The sequence below is a fragment of the Streptomyces lunaelactis genome (genome assembly GCF_003054555.1).
GTDB classification, from domain to species: Bacteria; Actinomycetota; Actinomycetes; order Streptomycetales; family Streptomycetaceae; genus Streptomyces; species Streptomyces lunaelactis.
On the sequence record NZ_CP026304.1, the window covers coordinates 6,611,630 to 6,629,921 of the forward strand.

The window sequence follows — 18,292 nt, forward strand, 5'->3', positions numbered from 1 at the left end:
GGCAAGGAGGTTGGTGCGTGTCGCGCCAGGTACTGACCGTCGGTCCGGGGGACCGCTACCGGACGATCGGTGAGGCACTCGCGGCCGCCCGTACCGGCGCACTCATCAGCGTCCGGCCCGGGACATACGCGGAGAACCTGGTGATCAACACCAGGGTCACCCTCACCGCCGCCGAAGGGCGGGGGACGGTGGAGATCCGCCCGCGCTCGGGCAGCGTGATCGCGCTGCGCGCCGACGCCGTGATGCTCTCCGAACTGACTCTGCGCGGCGGCGACGCCGAACTGCCGGCCGTGGACGTGCGGCGCGGGCAGGCCGCCCTCGACGGCTGTGAGGTCGTCGGCGCCGCCTGGACCGCGATGCTGGCCGGCGGAACGGGTTCACTCGCGCTGCGGGAGTGCCGGGTGAGCAACCCGCAGGGCGCGGGCATCGTGGTCACCTCGACCACGCCAACCACCGTTGAGTCCTGCACCTTCGAACACCTGGGCACCAGCGGCCTGGTCATCGCGGAGCAGGGCGAGGCACGCATCCGCGGTTGCACGGTCCGCGACGCCCGCGGCAACGGCCTGCTCGCCAACGGCGAGGCCCGCGGCACCGTCGAGGACTGCGACATCTCCTCCACCGACAAACCCTCCATCGCCCTGGAGCAGAACTGCTCCCTCTCGGTGGTCCGCACCGTGGTGCACGACACCAGCACCGGCGTGCACCTGAGCAGCGGGGGCCGTACGACGCTGGAGGACGTCCGCGTCACCGGAGCGTCCGGGAACGGCATCACACTGGCCCAGGGCACCGACCCGGTACTGCGCCGCTGCCGCGTCTCGCGTACGCGCGGCCACGGCGTGCTCGTCACCGACCGGGCGCGCGGCACCTTCGAGGACTGCTGGGTGGACGGCGCGCAGGGCGCGGCGCTGCGGGTCGCGGGAGCCGCCTCCCCGGCCCTGACCGGCCTGACGGTCCGCGACTGCGACCAGACCGGGCTGCTCCTGGAGGAGGACTCGGCGCCGGAGCTGGACCGCCTCGAGGTGATCGGCGGCTCGCCCGCGATCGCGGTGCGCGGCGGTGCCAACCCGCTGCTGCGACGGGCCCGGCTGGTGGAACCCTCCGGTGACGGCATCTCAACCGCCAAGGACGCCCGCGGCCGCGTAGAGGACTGCGAGATCGTCCGGCCGAAGGGCGCGGGTGTACGCGTCGCCTCCGGCAGCACCCTCTACCTGGCCGGTGGCGGAGTCTCCGACACGGCCACCAGCGGTCTGGTCGTGGAGGACGGCGGCAACGTCACCGTCCGCGACTTCCGCGTCGAGATATCCGGCGAGGAGGGTGTGGTCGTCGCCACAGGCGGCGAGCTGACCGCCAACCGCACCGCGGTGCACGCCCCCAAGGGCCACGGTTTCCTCCTCCGCGAGGGCGCGCTCGCCTCGCTCAGCGGCTGCGAGGTCTCCGGCGGCGCCCAGGACGGCTTCCGGGTGGAGTCCACGGCGCCGGTGTCCCTGGTGAACTGCCTCGCCCGGGAGAACTTGGGCGGCGGCCTGGTGCAGACCGCGCCCGGCGACCGGCTGGCCGTTGAGGGCCTGAACAGCACCGGCAACGGCAAGCGGGACGCGTGGGGCAGCGGCAGCGCCGAGAACACCGACCCGGCCGGCTCCGGCGCCGCGGACGGGCCCCTGCCGGACCGCGCGGACGGCCCGCTCGGTGCCCTGAACGCGCTGATCGGCCTGGAGAACGTCAAGCAGCAGGTGCGCACCCTGGTCAACCTGACGCAGCTCGCCCAGCGCCGCGAACAACTCGGCATGTCGGCCCCGCCGATGGGCCGGCACCTGATCTTCGCCGGTCCGCCCGGCACCGGTAAGACCACCGTCGCCCGCCTGTACGGGGCGATCCTCGCCGAACTGGGTTCGCTGCGCAGCGGGCACCTGGTGGAGGTCTCCCGAGCCGACCTGGTCGCGCAGGTCGTCGGCGGTACCGCGATCAAGACCACCGAGACCTTCCAACGGGCGCTCGGCGGTGTGCTGTTCATCGACGAGGCGTACACGCTCGCCTCGGACAGCGGCAACGGCGGCGCCGACTTCGGCCGTGAGGCGGTGGACACCCTGCTGAAGCTGATGGAGGACCACCGCGACGACGTGGTGGTGGTCGCGGCCGGCTACTCCCGCGAGATGGAGTCCTTCCTCGGCTCCAACCCCGGCTTGGCTTCCCGCTTTTCGCGGACCGTCGAGTTCGAGAACTACTCGGTGCCCGAACTGGTCGCGATCATGGAGAACATGTGCGCCCAGCACCAGTACGAGCTGGGCGAGGGCACCGCGGCGGCGCTGGCCGCGCACTTCGAGGCGATGCCTCGGGACAGCGGCTTCGGCAACGGCCGTGCCGCACGCGGAGTGTTCGAGGAGATGGTGGACAGACAGGCGGTCCGGCTCGCCACCCTGCAGCAGGTCGGTGAGCACGACCTGCGGCTGCTGCTGCCGGAGGACGTCTCCGCCACCGCCGGCGCGTTGGCCGCCGAGACCGCGGCCCCGGCCGACGACCCGCTGACCCGCCTCGGCGACATGATCGGCCTGGCCGAGGTGAAGCGCGAGGTCGCGGACCTGGTCAACCTCATCACCACCGCCCGCCACCGTGCCGCCGCCGGGCTGCCGGTGCCCTCCCTCAGCAACCACCTGGTCTTCACCGGCCCGCCCGGTACGGGCAAGACCACCGTCGCCCGCCTCTACGGGGAGATCCTGACCCAGCTCGGCATCCTCGACCGGGGCCAGCTGATCGAGGCGGCCCGCGCCGACCTGGTCGGCCGCTACATCGGCCACACCGCCCAGCTGACCCGCGAGGTCTTCGAACGAGCCCGCGGCGGCGTGCTGTTCATCGACGAGGCGTACACCCTCACCCCGCGCGGCGGCGGCGCCGACTTCGGCCAGGAGGCCGTGGACACCCTGCTGAAGCTGATGGAGGACCACCGCCACGAGGTGGTCGTCATCGTCGCCGGCTACACGGACGAGATGGATCGCTTCCTCGCCTCCAACCCGGGCCTGTCCTCCCGCTTCCCGCGCCGGATCTCCTTCGCGGACTACTCCTCCGAGGAACTGGTCACCATCGTGCGGGCCCAGGCCTCGAGCATGGGCTACGAGTGCGGAGCCGGCACCGGCCCGCTGCTCAAGGAGTACTTCGACTCGCTGCCCCGGGACCGCTCCTTCGGCAACGCCCGCCTGGCCCGTCAGGTGGTCGAGTCGATGGTCACCCGCCAGGCGGGGCGGCTCAGTTCACTGGCCACACCCACTCTGGACGACCTGCGCATCCTGCTCCCCGAGGACGTCGTGTCCGAGGCACCGAAGGCGGCTCCCCGATGAGGATGCCCGCCCGCGGGGTGGCCCGCCTGCTGTCCGGCACCGGACTCGCCGCCGCGCTGCTGCTGCCCACGGCCGTCCCGGCCCAGGCGGCACCCCTGTCGCGCCTGCCGGCGGCCGACGGGAAGAAGGGCCAGGAACTGCCCGGCATGCCCTCCGCGCTCGATCCGGACGCGGATGCGGTCACCTGCACCCCCGCGTCCCGCGAGAAGGCGAAGAAGCAGGACTGGTCGCGCCAGCGCCTCGACCTGGACCGGCTGCACCAGTACAGCACCGGCGCGGGCGTGACCGTCGCCCTGATCGACACCGGTGTCGTCCCGGGCGCCGCCGGGCTCAGCGGCAGGGTCACCGCCGAGGGCACGGCCGGCGACGACTGCGTCGGCCACGGAACCTTCATGGCCGGGCTGATCGCCGGGACCGGCGACGGCGGTTCGCGTCTGACCGGTGTCGCCCCGGGCGCGAAGATCCTGGCCCTGCGCGGTACCGACCAGCGCGGTCAGGCGAGCGCCGACCTCGTCACGCAGGCGCTGCGCGAGGCGACCGAGGCCGGAGCCGACGTCATCGCCGTCGCGGCGTCCCTGCCGCGTCGTGACGCGGAACTGACCCGTGCGGTCGCCGACGCCCGCCGTGAGGGCGCGCTGGTGGTCGCCGCGGCCACCCCGGACCCGCCCCGGGGCGGCACCGACGAAATCCCGTCGCGCACCTACTGGCCGGCCGGTGAACCCGGGGTCCTCTCGGTCGCCGACATGCTTCCCGGCGGTGTCCGCCCGGACAACTCCCTGGCCACCAGAGGCATCGACCTGGCCGCCCCCGGCGCCGGGGTGGTCTCCGGCGGCCCGCGCGGCGACGGCCACTACCTCGGCGCCGGCGCCTCGGTGGCCACCGCCTACGCCGCAGGGGCCGCCGCGGCAGTCCGCGCCGTCCGGCCCGACGACTCGCCCGACGCCGTCGCGCGCCGTCTCACCGCCACCGCCTACCCCGCCGACATCCCCCAGCTGGACCCGTACGCCGCCGTCACCACGGTCCTCGGCGACTCGGGTACGGCTGCCGGCGCCGAGCGCGCCGCGGACCCCGTGGCCGTCCGCGACACCTCGGCCGCCGACCGCGCCACCGACCGAGCCATGCTTTTCGTCCTCCTCGGCACCGCAGGCGTCCTCGCCATCCTGTGGGCCGCCTTCGCCCTCCCCAGGGCCCGCGCCCGGGGCTGGCGTCCGGCGGGAGCGGGCGGCACGGACAAGGACTGAACGGAGCTGCGGGTGGGGTGCCCCTTGGCGCCCCACCCGCAGGCCCGTACGGCCGGCCCCGGCAACTCGCAGGTGCCGGCCGTACGTTGTTCCCGACCAGTTGCCGACGCCGAAACGCCGGCTCGAGAACTCGCCGGTCACCCATCGGTCGCGGCCGTCCACCAGCGCCGTACAACCGGCCCGGAACCGGCAGCGGGGGCCACCTCAAGTGGCCCCCGCTACGGGTTCCGTACGTACCCTTCGCGCTCGTGGTCCCTCAGTCCGCCTGGCCCTGGGGCTCCTCCACCAGTGCCGTCTGCATCAGCTTCGCCCGGCGACGGGCGATGTGCAGGCCTCGGCCCGGAGGGAGGTTCCGAGGCTTCGCGTTGCCGAACAGACGGCCCTCCGTGGGCGGGCAGGAGAGGAGGACGGCGGGGTTGTTGGCCTCGTCGAGGCGGCGGATGAGTCCGTCGCTGAGGCCGCGGCCGGCGCCCATGGCACTGCGGGCGACCACCAGGTGCAGGCCCATCTCGAAGCCGAGCGTCAGGTACTCGAAGAGCGGCTCCATGGGGCTCTGGAACGAGCTGCCGGAGACCATGTCGTAGTCGTCGATCAGGATGAACAGACGCGGGCCGGTCCACCAGTCGCACTTGCGCATGCGGCTGGGGGCGATGTCGGCGCCGGGGACGCGGGTCTTCATCGCCGTGGCCGCGCCCTCGATGGTCTCCTTGAGGTTGTCCAGGGAGATCACGTGCCCGATGCGGTACTCCTCGGGGACGGTGTCCACCAGGGTGCGGCGATAGTCCACCACGATGATCTTCGCCTCGGCGGGGGAGTAGCGGGCGGTGATGCCCGCGGTGATGCCGCGCAGCAGGTTGGTCTTGCCGCTCTCGGTGTCGCCGACCACGATCAGGTGCGGGGTGCGGCTGAAGTCGTGCCAGACCGGTTCCAGGGCGTCCTGGTCGATACCGAGAGGCAGGCGCATGCCGCCGCCCTCGGTGGACTCGGGCGCGGGGAGTTCGGCGAGCGGGAGCCGGTGCGGCAGCATCCGCACCTGCGGGGCCGGTGCGCCGGACCAGTGCCGGGCGACCTCGGTGACCAGGTGGGCGACGCCCTCGCCGAGGTCCTCGAGGGAACCGCTGCCGTCCAGCCGGGGCAGGCCGGCGAGGAAGTGCATCTTGCTGTCGGCGGTGATGCCGCGACCGCCGCTGCGCGGCACCGAGCGGGCCTTGCGGGTGTCGATCTCGGAGTCCATCGGGTCACCCATCCGCAGTTCCAGGCGGGTGGCGGACTGGTCGCGCACCTGCGCGGACAGCTCCACCCAGCGGGTCGTGGTGATGAGCAGGTGGATACCGTAGTTGAGGCCGCGGGCGGCCAGTTCGTTGAACTTCGGGATCAGGTCGTCGTAGTCCTGGCGGACCGTCGACCAGCCGTCGACCACCATGAACACATCACCGAACGGCTCGTCGGGGAACTCCCCGGCTGCCCTGCGGCGGCGGTAGGACTGCATGGAGTCGATGGTGTGGTCCACGAAGAACTGCTCGCGCCGGGCGAGCAGCGTCATCACCTCGGCGACCGCCCGGTACACCCGCTCCGGGTTGAGCCGCGCCGCGACGCCGCCCACGTGCGGCAGCGCGGCGAGCTGCGAGAGGCCGCCGCCGCCGAAGTCCAGGCAGTAGAACTGGATTTCGGCGGGGGTGTGGGTGAGGGCGAGGGCGCCGATCAGGGTGCGGGTGATTGTGGACTTGCCGCTCTGCGAACCGCCCGCGATGGCGACGTGGCCGCCTGCCCCGGACAGGTCCACGATCAGCGGGTCGCGGCGCTGCTCGAAGGGCTTGTCCACCAGGCCGACCGGAACCCGCAACTTGCCGGTGCCGGACCAGCCGGTAGCGGTGAGGCCGCGCTCGGGGTCCGGAGCGATGCCGGGCAGCAGGGCGTCCAGCGGGGACGGCTCGTCCAGCGGAGGCAGCCACACCTGGTGGGCGGCGGGGCCCGAGTCGCGCAGCCGGTCGAGGGCCACGGCGAGCAGCGTCTCCTCGTCCTCCTCGCTCTCCTCGGTCTCCGGCTCCGGTTCGGGCGCCGCCTCCAGCGTGCGCGGCACCACCCAGCCGCTGGTCCACGGCACCACCTGGCTGGCCACCCGTGCCTGCACCACCGCGCCGGTGCGACGCCGGTAGGTGCCGGAGGAGTAGGCCGCCCGGAAGCGGGTCAGTGCCTCCACACCGGACTTCAGATAGCCGCTGCCGGGCTGGGCCGGGAGCTCATAGGCGTCCGGCACACCGAGCACGCCGCGGCTCTCCATGGCGGAGAAGGTGCGCAGGCCGACCCGGTACGACAGGTGGCTCTCCAACTGGTGCATGCGGCCCTCGTCCAGGCGCTGCGAGGCGAGCAGCAGGTGCACCCCGAGGGAGCGGCCGAGGCGGCCGATCATCACGAACAGGTCCATGAACTCCCGGTGCGTGGAGAGGAGCTCGCTGAACTCGTCGACCACCACGAACAGGCTCGGCAGCGGGGTGAGGTCGGCCCCCGCGGCGCGGGCCCGCTCGTACTCCAGGGCGGAGGTGTAGTTGCCGGCCGAGCGCAACAGCTCCTGGCGGCGCATGAGCTCGCCGTGCAGGGCATCCTGCATGCGCTCCACCAGCGCCACTTCGTCGGCCAGGTTGGTGATGACGGCGGAGGTGTGCGGGAGTTCCTCCAGGCCGAGGAAGGTGGCGCCGCCCTTGAAGTCGACCAGGACGAAGTTGAGGGTCTCGGAGGAGTTGGTCAGCGCGAGGCCGAGGACGAGGGTGCGCAGGAGCTCGCTCTTGCCGGAACCGGTGGCGCCGATGAGCATGCCGTGGGGGCCCATGCCGCCCTGCGCGGACTCCTTGATGTCGAGTTCCACCGGGCGGCCGTCCACACCGACCGCGACCGGAACCCGCAGCCGCGCGGTGCCGGTGTGCCGGGCGAAGAGCGTGGCCGGGTCGTGCCGGTGCAGGTCGGGGATGCCGAGCAGGGTGGTCAGTTCGACGTCGCTGTCCAGCGGCTGCGCGATGTCGGTGCCCAGACTGATCCGGCGGGAGGTGAGCAGCCGGGCCAGCGACTCCGCGGCGAGCGGGCCGAGCCGGTCCGGGCGGCCGAGCGGCACGGAACGCTCCTTGCGGCTGCGGTCGGTGCGCACCAGGCTCACCCGGTCGGGACCGACGGTCAGCCGCAGTGTGTTGCGGCCGGGCCGCCAGCGCAGCGCCCCGGAGACGTCGAGGACCACGGCGTTGCGGTAGCCGTGCCCCTCCCAGCGATGGCCCTCGGGGACGGTGACGCCGTCCAGGACGACGACGGTGTAGGGCTCGTCACGACCGGGGCGGGCATCCGCGTCGAAGCCGGGACGCTCGGCGAACTCGGCGCCGAGCAGGTCGTCCAGCTCGGTGAGGTCGGCGGTGATCCGGCGGACCTGACCCGCGCCGTCCTCCTCGTGCGGGTGCAACGCGTGCGGCAGCCACTTGACCCACTCCCAGTCGGGCCGCCGCTCGTCACTGACACAGACCGCGATCCACAGCTCCTCGGGCGCGTGGAACACCGCGAGCTGGGCGAGCGCGGCGCGCACGAGAGCGCGTACGGCGTCGGTCGGGTCCTCCACCGGGGCGCCGCCCTCGGCCCGGGCCCCGCCGGTCTCCCCGGCCGGCGGGACGACCGGCTCGGCGGTCGCCCGGCCCGGAGTCTCCTCGGGGCGCAGCAGGATCCGGGCCGAGGAGCGCAGATAGAGGCCGAGGGGCTGTTCCGGGACGGTGGAGTAGGCGCGGATGAAGCGGCGCAGGGCGTGGGCGCAGAGCGGTTCGAGGTCCTCCACCGGTCGGGTGGAGACCGGTTGCAGGGTGAGCGCGAGCTGCTGCTCGCCGATCGCGAGTCGGGCCTCGCCGAAGTCCTCGTCGGTCGGACGGCGCTCCCACAGCCGCGAGGTGCGGGCCAGCGAGCGCAGCGAGGCGGGGTCCGGGTGGCGCCAGGCGAGCGCACGCTGCTGCTCCACAATCGTGGCACGGACCCGCTTGCGGGTCTGCGCCAGATAGCGGAGGTAGTCACGGCGTTCGCCCTTCAGGCGCTGCTTGCGCTCGCTGGAGCGGCGCATCAGCTGCCCCAGCAGCATGGCACCGGCGGAGAGCGCCATGACGCCCATCGCCAGATACATGAAGACGCCGTTCCCGCCGCCGGGGCGCAGGAACATCAGCATCATGGACACCGACATCAGCGCCATCGGCAAATAGGTCCATATCGCCGAGGTGTCGGGCACGGTCTCGGCGAGGACCGGTGGCTCCTGAAGGGCCAATTGACCCTCGGGCATCTCCGGTCCGCGTCTGCGGGCCGGCCGGCGAAACAGCACCACACTCAAGGAACAGAACCTCCGGTTTAACTGCCTTTGTGGCCCGCACCGAATACCGGCACGCCCGGTAGCGGGAAAGACCGCACCGAGCTGATTCTCCGGGTGCCGCATGACGCGGTGAACGCCAGGGTGAATGTTTCGAGCGGATAGCGGGGACGGTCAACTCCCGTGAAGGACAACTGCATACCGGACAATGAGTCCGGTCCGCAGCACGATCCGGCGGGCGTAGGCAGTAGTCTGCATTCACGGAACGCGACCTGTCCACGTGGGATAGGCGGTCGCTGGCCGCGCGGACACAATTCCCCAGCCCGGTACGCCCCGTTCCTGGCCGCGCGGCCTTCCGTACTCTTCGCAGGTCCCCTCTCCCGGGGAAGTCCTCCTGTCAAAGCCCCCACGGAAGACGAGAGTTCAGCTGATGACCGACAGTGCGGTGGCCGAGCTGTGCCGCCTGACCGTACGTGCGCCGAGCGTCTCCGTCGATCTGGCCGTGCCCGCCGACGTGCCGGTCGCCGATCTCCTGCCGACGCTGCTCCGTTATGTGGGCGAGGAAGCCGAGGAGGCCGGTCTCGACCATGCCGGCTGGGTGCTCCAGCAACTCGGCGGCGCCCCGCTCGACGAGGAGACCACCCTCGCCCACGCCGGGTTCGCCGACGGCGCCGTGCTCTACCTGCGCCCGCACACCGAGGCGCTGCCCGAGGCCCGGCTCGACGACCTGGTGGACGGGATAGCCGACACCGCGGGCCGGAAGCTGCACACCTGGCACCCCGAAGCGGCCCGCGGACTCCTGGTGGGCACCGCGGTGGCGACCGTGGCGGCCGCCCTCGCGCTGGTGCTCTGGCCCGGGGCGACCGGCTCCGAATCCACCCAGGTCGCCTTCGCGGCCGTGACCGGGCTGCTGCTGCTCGCGGGCGCGGGCTCGGCCAGCCGCGCGGTCGGCGACCGCCTCTCCGCGACCGCGCTCGCCCTGCTCGTCGCGCCCTGCCTGGCGCTGGCCGGCTGGCTGCTGCCGGGCGGAGACCTGACCGGCCCCGACGCGGCACAGGTCGCGGGCGCACGGCTCCTCGCGGCAGGCGCGGCCGCAGCGGGCGGCGCGGTCCTCGCGCTCGCCGCCACCGCGGTCGGCGCCCAGGCCCTCTTCGCCACCGCGCTGGTCTCGGTGGCGACCGCGATCGCCGGGGCCCTGATGGGCTACACCGGCCTGGACGTAGCGGCCTCGGTGGCGCTGGTGGCGACCGTGGTCGCCCTCGCCGCCGGAGCGGTGGCACCGTTCGCCTTCAAACTGGCCGGGATGCGCCTGCCCGCGCTGCCGTCCTCAGCAAGCCAGCTCCAGGAGGGCATCGAGCCCTACGCGGGCGACGAGGTCGCCGAGCGCACCGAACTGGCCGGGCGCTGGGTCACCGCGCTCTTCGCCGCCACCGGCATCATCGCCGCGGCCGCCCTGGTCGTCCTCACCGACCACCCGAACCTGCCCGAGGTGCTGACCTCCGTCGGGCTGAGCCTGCTGCTGCTCCTGCACTGCCGCGGCCTGGTGCACATCGGGCAGCGGCTGACCCTGGCCGTACCCGGCGTCTGGGGGCTGCTGCTGCTCGCCCGCTCCTGGGCGGTGGACGACCACGGCGACGGACGCGTACTGGTCTTCGCGGTGCTGCTCGCCGCCGCGGCCGCACTCGTGATCGCCGCCTGGACGGTGCCCGGCCGCCGGGTGCTGCCGTACTGGGGCCGCGCGGCGGAACTGGCGCACACCGGCTTCGCGGTGGCGCTGCTGCCGCTCGCCCTCTGGGCGGCGGGGCTCTTCGGCTGGCTGCGCGGCCTGTTCGGCTGAGCACACCCCTACGCCGCGGCATGGAGAAGGAGTTGAGGAGAGGCCGTGCAGTCCAAACGAGACCAGGTACACGCCCACACGTTCATGATGGGCAGGCTCAGCTCGAGCCTGCTGATGGCCGACCCGGACGCCCCGGAGAGCCCGCTCGGGCGCACCACCCGGGGCGTGGTCTTCGGCGTACTGGTCACCGTCCTGATCGGCGCGGGCGCCACCGTCTACGGCCTGCTGCGCCCCGGCGGGAACGACGGCTGGCGCGACGGCAAGCACCTGGTGGTCAACCGTGACACCGGCGCCCGATATCTGTGGACCGGCACCGACGGCGTACTGCACCCCGTGCGCAACTACGCCTCGGCGAAGCTGATCGGCGGCTCCGACCTGGCGACCGCGGACGTCCGTACGCCCTCGCTGCAGGGCGTCCCGGTGGGCGCCCCGGTCGGTATCCCCGGCGCCCCGGACGTCGTGCCCCGGGCCGGCCAACTCGACGACGGCGCCTGGCACATGTGCGTCACTGGTCCTGACGGGGCGCTGCCCAACACCTCCGGCCTCGTGACGACCAGCGGGGTGGACAAGCCGGGCGCCACCACCGTGGCGGCCGGGATGCCCCTGGACTCCCGCAGCATCGGCCGCGACCGCGGTGTGCTGGTACGCGGCCCGGACGACACCGAGTACCTGGTGTGGCGGGGCAGTAGGCTGCCGCTGGACCGTGCCTCCGACGCCCGCAACGCCCTCGGTTACGGCTCCCAGCAGCCGATGCGGGTCTCGGCGGCCTTCCTCGACGCGCTGGCACCCGGCCCCGCCCTGAAGCCGCCCGCGGTGGCGGGGCGCGGCGAGGAGGGCCCCGAACTCGGTGGTGAGGCCAGCCGGATCGGCCAGCTGTTCAAGGTCAGCGTGCCCGGCGGCGGCAGTACCTACCACCTGCTGCGCAAGGACGGCCTGGTGCCGCTGACCCGGCTCGGCGCCGCCCTGGTGCTGGGCGACCCGGCCACCCAGAAGGACGCCTACCAGGGGCAGTCGCCCGAGGTGCGCACGGTCGGCGCGGACGCGCTGCGCGAGCACCGGGCGAAGGATGCGGGCTCCGCCGGATCCGCGGAGCTGCCGGAAGCGCCGCCGCTCCCGCAGTCCGCGGAGCGCGGCACCGCGCTCTGCGCGCAGGTGGACGGCGACAACGGCGGCGTGCGGATCAGGTCGGTGCTGGTCCCGCTGACCCGGCTCGCCCCGGTCGCGGTGTCGGAGGGCACGGCCCAGCCGCTGAAGCCGGCCTGTGTCCCGACGGACGCCACGGTGGTACGGCCGGGGCACGGCGCTCTGGTCCGGGCCCTGCACGCGAGCGGTGCCGCGCACGCCGGAACCACCTATCTGGTGGCGGAGAACGGCGTGAAGTACCGCGTCTCCGCCAAGGAATCGCTGGCAGCACTCGGGTACGAGGCCGCGGACATCGGCTCGGTCCCGGCACCGCTGCTGGCGGCCTTCCCCACCGGCGCGGACCTCGACGCGACCGCCGCGGCCGGCGCCACCGAACCCAAGGTGACGGCTCCCGAGTGCGGCGCCGCCGATCGGTCGGAGCAGCCCGGGAAGACCGAGGAAGCGGACAAGGCGGACAAGGCGGACGCGGCGGGCGCCGCTTCACGGAGCTGACACCACGCACCGATTCCGGCAAGGAACACATACGGCGCCGAGGAAAAAGAAAAGAATAAGGACGCGCGGAGGGAAACATCAGGCCGAACTCGGCGCAGATGGCGCGAAGTCGCCGAGTCGGAGGAGTTATCGAGTTGTCGCGGTGCCGCATACGAAGGCGAAACCTCAGGAGAAGCTCAAGTATCTCAGCCCGGCGGTACCCGGGGAACTCCGCGGGTACGCGCGCATTGCCCGGTGCGGTCCTTCCTGATGACCGTTCAGTCTCTTTGTGTGCCCGTTTCTCGCCCGTTCGGGGGTCGACCTGCGGACGGTCACGTCCTGCGTGCCCGTCGTTCGGGCGTACCTGTTCATCCTGCTGCAACGTTCGCACAACTCCGTTGCCACACAGGCGAATTCTTCCGAACCGGCCGTTGCTCACATCTTCCCTGCACGCGTTGCGCAGAACCCTGTTTTCTCTTTAGCCTCAGCGGGCAACGGTGCGACGAGACGCGCCTGAACGAAGGGAGCGTGACATGGCGGACAGTGCCGCTAGGAAAGCGGATTATGCCAAGGGCTTGGGGGGCGTCTCCTCTCTGGAGTCGGCCCGGAACCAGGTCGAGAAGATCCAGGACAACGTTGCCCAGATCGCCGCGCGTTCGGGCGTCGGTGGCGACGAGGGCCAGGCCCTGCTGAAGCTCTTCCGTAGCTGGAACACCGAGGCACAGAAGGTCGTCGTCCAGATCAGCACGATGATCGACGCGCTCCAGGAGAACGTGACCTCCGCCAACCGCCTGGCGAAGGAGAACGAGGACCTGACCGAGGTCCTCAACAGCAAGACCAGCCAGGGCGTCTTCGAAGCACTGCGCTGAACCACCCGCGGTACCGGCCCTCTTCGACAGGGCCGGACTTCGTGAGCTTCCCGGGCCCGGCGCCCGGCCTTCGAGAGGAGACGTCATGGCCGACGGCATCATCGACGTGCAATACCCCAAGGTTCAGCAGGCCATCGAGGAGTTGATGGAACAGACCCAGGGGATCATCACGACCCTCAACAACCTGGAGGACGAGCTGAAGCCGCTCGTCACCTCCTGGGAGGGTGCGGACCAGGAGAAGTACCGTGAGGTCCAGGCGGAGTGGGACAACGCCACCAAGAACATGGCGCGACTGCTCGGCGACAACGGCGAGCTGATCCGGACCATCCACGACAACCACTCCCGTGACGAGCGCAAGAGCGCCGACAACTGGGGCAATGTGCGGGCCCGTTAGGGCCTGGGCCCCCGGGCCCGGCCGGGGCTTTCCCCTCGTCCGTCCCGAGGGGCGGGACCCGGCGTCGCGTGCGTGAGGTCGAAGGCGCCGAACCGTCCGCATGGCAGCCCCATGCGGACGGTTGCGGCAAGTTGAGGCAACAGGCCGCGCCCCTGCCCCTGCTCCAGGACTCCGGGAAGAACGTGCCGGACGCCGCCGAGCAGGCGAGAGTTTCCCGACAGAGACCCGGTGGGCCGACCCCGCACGCAGGCCCGCCGATCCGTCCCTCGTCCGTACGCCACATGCCCACCGGGTCATCCCGTATCCCCGTCCGGCAACCAAGCAGCAGGAGATCGTCCCATGGCCGGTGAGAAGGCCGACGTCAAGCATTTCGACCTCAAGCAGATGGAGAACTTCCGGGACAACGAGGTACAGCCGGTCTACACCGCCGCGAAGAAGCACCGCGAGGACGGCGACGGGTCCACCATCCGCCCGCTCGGCCAGCTCGTCGACGGGCACACCACCGCGGAGAACCTCGCCCAGGACAAACAGCTCCTGCGCATCGGCAAGATGGTCACCGAGCCCCTGGTCTCGGGACCGAAGCTGATCGAGGGCGTGCGCGCCGCGGCCGAGTCCATCGACAAGCTGCTCGGTGACCAGATGGAGCTCTTCAAGGAACTGAAGGAGGCGCTCACGGACACCATCGAGGAGGCGAACAAGACCAAGGACAAGAACCTCGGGGCGATCGACGCGCAGACGCTGCTACAGACCTTCGAAGAGGTCGACACGCTCACCGCCGGCACCACCGGCGAACCGGAAGACGACTGAGTCAGAGCCTCGCGCGCCGGCAGAGGCCACGGCCGCTCGGCGCGCCCCTGTGAGAGACACACGCCTGCCCATCCGTACGAAGACGCGGTGCGCCGGCACGGACGACAACCGACCAGAAAGGGCGCCCGGTGGCCGATCGGTACGATCCCAACTCCGTCGCCAATCTCGACAAGTACGACAACGCCGGCGACCCGTCGAGCGACACCTGGGCCACCCTGGTCACCCACATCACCGGCTACCCGGTGCCGGACAGGAACACCGTCTTCGACAAGCTCCGATCCGATCACGGCGGCAAGCTCTTCCGGATGGACATCAAGGAGCGCAGCCTCGGCCTGCTCGTCAAGGACTCCGGCTTCCTGACGAACAAGGGCGAGGACTACGACATCTGGTTCTTCGACAGCGGCAAGAAGCAGTCGATCATGCAGGCCCGGATCGTCTTCGAGGGCCGCGTGAAGGCCGGCGAGGAGATCATCTTCGCCGGCCCGGGTTCCAACAACGTCCACGACGCCCAGGTCCGTGAGGGCAACGAGTTCACGGACTACAACAAGGACAAGATGAGCACCATCCCGCTCGCCCGGTACATGAACGGGCCGCGGGCGGCGCTCCTCGCCCTGCTGCAAGGCAGCAGCCAGGACGCCCGGTTCAGCAACCTGGGCGTGGCGGGGGGCGACTCGGTGGACCTGAACTCCTTCAACACCACCGGGTACTCCTTCGACTTCGCCGCCAAGTTCTTCAGGGACCACGCGACGGTGCTGAAGGACTGGGAGGACCGTTTCGGCCGGGACGACGCGAGCTGGAAGGGCGAAGCGGCGGAGGTCTTCCGGAGCCTGATCAAGAAGATCCGCGAGAACTACGACAACTACGTCGAGACCTTCGACTCCTCGGCCGGCACCGGGGACGAGACGGGCACCGGCAACACGGTGTACTCACGAGCCCTCTCGCTGGGCCGCAAGTACCTGGAGGACTCCGCCACGAAGCTGCTCGACGCGTGGCTGACCTGGGCGAAGTCCTCGTACTACGACCCGCACCAGGTGCTGCGCTACGTTCTGGACGACCTCGCCCAGTGGGTGGACTCGAACAACGTCGCCAAGACGGACATCACGTCGACCACCAACCGCTACACCACGACCGTCAGGCACAGCCCGCAGGGCGGCTTCTCGCAGGTACACCCGGAGTACGGCGACCTGACCGACATCGCCAACTGGGCGAAGGTCGGCGACAAGGCCGCCAAGATCTGGAGCCAGGGTGTCGACGAGTACCTGGGCAAGCCCGCCGCCCAGGTGCAGTCGGACCTGAACAACCACTTCATCGACCTCGGCAAGGACTTCTCGGAGAACGTACCCAAGCCGAAGTCCACCAGCACGGCCTCGGAGGAGTACGAGGAGAAGAAGCTGAAGGAGGAGAAGGAGGAGATCAACAGGCAGAACGAGGAGAACCGCAAGTACCAGGATGAACTCCGCGAGGAGCAGAACCGGCAGCGGGAGGAGGACAAGAAGTATCAGGACGAGTTGCGCGAGGAGCAGAACCGGCAGCGGGAGGAGGACAAGAAGTACCAGGACGAGTTGCGCGAGGAGCAGAAGAAGGAGCAGGAGGAGGCCAAGCGCCTCCAGGACGACCTGCGGAACGAGCAGAACCAGCAGCGCGACGAGGACAAGAAGTACCAGGACGAACTGCGCGCGGAGCAGGAGAAGGAGCAGGAGGAGGCCAAGCGCCTCCAGGACGACCTGCGGAACGAGCAGAACCAGCAGCGCGACGAGGACAAGAAGTACCAGGACGAACTCCGCGAGGAGCAGAAGCGCGAGCAGGAGGAGGCCAAGCGCGAGGCCGAGGCCATGCAGGAGAGTCTCGGCGGCCTCAACGATCCCAACGCGGTCACTACACAGAACCTCGATGGCCTCGACGACCTGCTGAACCAGAACAACCCGGTCACCGAGAGCCCGGGCGACATCGGCGACGTGAACAGCCGGCTCGGTGACGGCCAGGGGGTCCAGACCGACAACCCGATCACCACGCCCCTGGGCAACCTCGGCGGGTTGAACGCCGGGGGCGGCGGCCCGCTCAAGACCCCGACCGGCGGGACCACCCAGGCCGACGGCGGCAAGCTCACCACCGACTTCCTGGACGGCAGCAGCACGTCCTTCGATCCGGACAGCGGGCTGCTCACCACGACCTCCCCGGACGGCACCGTCACCACGCAGGACCTGGGCAACGGCCTTCAGGTGACGAACCCGGACGGCTCGGTGACGTCCCTCGGTGACGACGGCAAGCTGACCACGACCTTCCCGGACGGCACCACCCAGACCGTCGACCCCGCGACCGGCCAGGCGATCACCACCAACCCGGACGGCACCACCACGACGACCGACCTGGGCAGCCTCACCGATCTCAACGGCAGCCTGAACGGCGACGGCGTGCTCGACGGCCCGACCGGTGCCAGCACCCAGCTGAACAACGCGGGTGACCTGACCACCGACTTCCCGGACGGCAGCAGCACCTCCTTCGACCCGGACAGCGGACTGCTCACCAGCACCTCGCCGGACGGCACCGTCACCACGCAGGACCTGGGCGACGGCCTCAAGGTGACGAACCCGGACGGCTCGGTGACGTCCCTCGGTGACGACGGCAAGCTGACCACGACCTTCCCGGACGGCACCACCCAGACCGTCGACCCCTCGACCGGCCAGGCGATCACCACCGATCCGGACGGCACCACCACCACCGAGAACCTCGGCGACCTGGGCAATCTCAACGGCCAGAACAGGCTCGGTGACCTGAACGGTCTGGGTGATCTGGGCGACATCAACTCCGACATCACCACCGAGACGATCGGCGACCTGGGCGACCTCAACAGCGACCGTTCCGGCCTGGAGACCCCAACCGGCGGGAGCACCGAGCTCGACGACAGCGGCGACTTCACCACCACGTTCGCGGACGGCAGCAAATCCACGTTCGACCCGGACAGCGGGTTGCTCACCACCACCGACGCGGACGGCACGACCACGACCACCGACCTCACCCACGGGGCGAAGGTGACCAACTCGGACGGCTCCAGCACCATCCTGGACAACGGCCAGTTGACTACCACCTTCCCGGACGGCAGCACCCAGGTCATCGACCCGGACACCGGTATCGCCACCATCACCGACGCGCAGGGCAACACCGAGACGGTCGACCTGCAAGACCTCAACTCGTCGGGCGGCAACGACAGTTCGAGCATCCTCGACGGCCTCGGGGACCTCAACGGGATCGGCGGCGGGGACGGCACCACCTCCCGCGACGTGCCCCTTTCCGAACTGGGCCTCGGCGGCGGCGTGAGTACCGGGGCCTCCGGCGACGCCCTCTCCGGGGCGGACTCCCTGTCGTCCTCGGATGGTTTCAGCGCGGCGGGAGTCGCACCCCTGTCGGACAGCACGGCCACCCCGCTCAGTCCGGCCGCCGCCACGGCCGCCGCGGGCGGCACCCCTGGCGCCCCCGGAATGCCCGGCAGCCCCGGCATGCCGATGGGCGGCGGCATGGGCGGCATGGGCGCGGGCGGCGACAAGGGCAACGGCGAGCGGGTGCGTGCCGTCCTGGTCGACGCGGCGGAGGAGAGTGAGCGCCGCAACCGCCGTCGGCGCAGTCCGTGGAACCGTCAGGAGGACAGTGACACCTTCCTGACCCCGGCCGCCCGGGTGACGACCACCGGTGGCGGCGACTCCCCCGAGGAGGAGGCGCAGCCGGGCCGCAGGTCCACCAGTTCCGCCGACTATCTGGAGGAGGACGAGGACGTGTGGGGCACCGAGGAGGGCGGCACCCCGGCCGTCATCGGACGGTGACCAGGGTGCTGGTCCGGCGTGACCACCGGGGCGAGACGAATCCCACCCGGCCCCGGCTTCCCCAACCG

General features: G+C 71.2%; 9 protein-coding genes. 8 read left to right on the top strand and 1 reads right to left on the bottom strand.

Annotated features, from left to right (window positions below):
* The first annotated feature begins 17 nt into the window (after positions 1–17).
* Both SLUN_RS30485 and SLUN_RS30490 read left to right on the top strand, forming a co-directional pair.
* The gene (locus SLUN_RS30485) at positions 18–3,329 is read left to right on the top strand and encodes a right-handed parallel beta-helix repeat-containing protein (protein WP_108153169.1); all 3,312 of its coding nucleotides are present in this window, start codon (positions 18–20) and stop codon (positions 3,327–3,329) included.
* The gene (locus tag SLUN_RS30490) at positions 3,326–4,570 is read left to right on the top strand and encodes a S8 family serine peptidase (RefSeq protein WP_108153170.1); all 1,245 of its coding nucleotides are present in this window, start codon (positions 3,326–3,328) and stop codon (positions 4,568–4,570) included. The genes SLUN_RS30485 and SLUN_RS30490 overlap by 4 nt, the downstream gene beginning before the upstream one ends.
* A gap of 256 nt (positions 4,571–4,826) precedes the next feature.
* Here SLUN_RS30490 and eccCa read toward each other — a convergent pair whose 3' ends face one another.
* Positions 4,827–8,864, bottom strand: a complete 4,038-nt coding sequence (eccCa, locus tag SLUN_RS30495) for a type VII secretion protein EccCa (protein WP_108153171.1) — start codon at positions 8,862–8,864, stop codon at positions 4,827–4,829.
* A gap of 454 nt (positions 8,865–9,318) precedes the next feature.
* Here eccCa and eccD point away from each other — a divergent pair, with 454 nt between their 5' ends.
* The 6 genes from eccD to SLUN_RS30525 all read left to right on the top strand — a co-directional run bounded on the left by eccD (position 9,319) and on the right by SLUN_RS30525 (position 18,224).
* Positions 9,319–10,725, top strand: coding sequence for a type VII secretion integral membrane protein EccD (eccD, locus tag SLUN_RS30500; RefSeq protein WP_108153172.1), 1,407 nt, complete (start codon positions 9,319–9,321; stop codon positions 10,723–10,725).
* A 45-nt stretch (positions 10,726–10,770) separates the two neighbouring features.
* Positions 10,771–12,360, top strand: coding sequence for a type VII secretion protein EccB (eccB, locus tag SLUN_RS30505; RefSeq protein ID WP_108153173.1), 1,590 nt, complete (start codon positions 10,771–10,773; stop codon positions 12,358–12,360).
* A gap of 512 nt (positions 12,361–12,872) precedes the next feature.
* On the top strand, positions 12,873–13,208 hold the full coding sequence (locus SLUN_RS30510) for a hypothetical protein (RefSeq protein ID WP_108153174.1): 336 nt from the start codon (positions 12,873–12,875) through the stop codon (positions 13,206–13,208).
* Between the two features lie 85 nt (positions 13,209–13,293).
* A complete protein-coding gene (locus SLUN_RS30515) occupies positions 13,294–13,602 on the top strand; it encodes a WXG100 family type VII secretion target (RefSeq protein ID WP_108153175.1) in 309 nt (102 codons plus the stop codon).
* 339 nt (positions 13,603–13,941) lie between these two features.
* Positions 13,942–14,409, top strand: a complete 468-nt coding sequence (locus SLUN_RS30520; RefSeq protein WP_108153176.1) for a type VII secretion system-associated protein — start codon at positions 13,942–13,944, stop codon at positions 14,407–14,409.
* Between the two features lie 128 nt (positions 14,410–14,537).
* Positions 14,538–18,224 carry an AAWKG family protein gene (locus tag SLUN_RS30525; protein WP_108153177.1) on the top strand — a complete coding sequence of 1,229 codons (3,687 nt, stop codon included), beginning with the start codon at positions 14,538–14,540 and terminating at the stop codon, positions 18,222–18,224.
* Positions 18,225–18,292 lie beyond the last annotated feature (68 nt).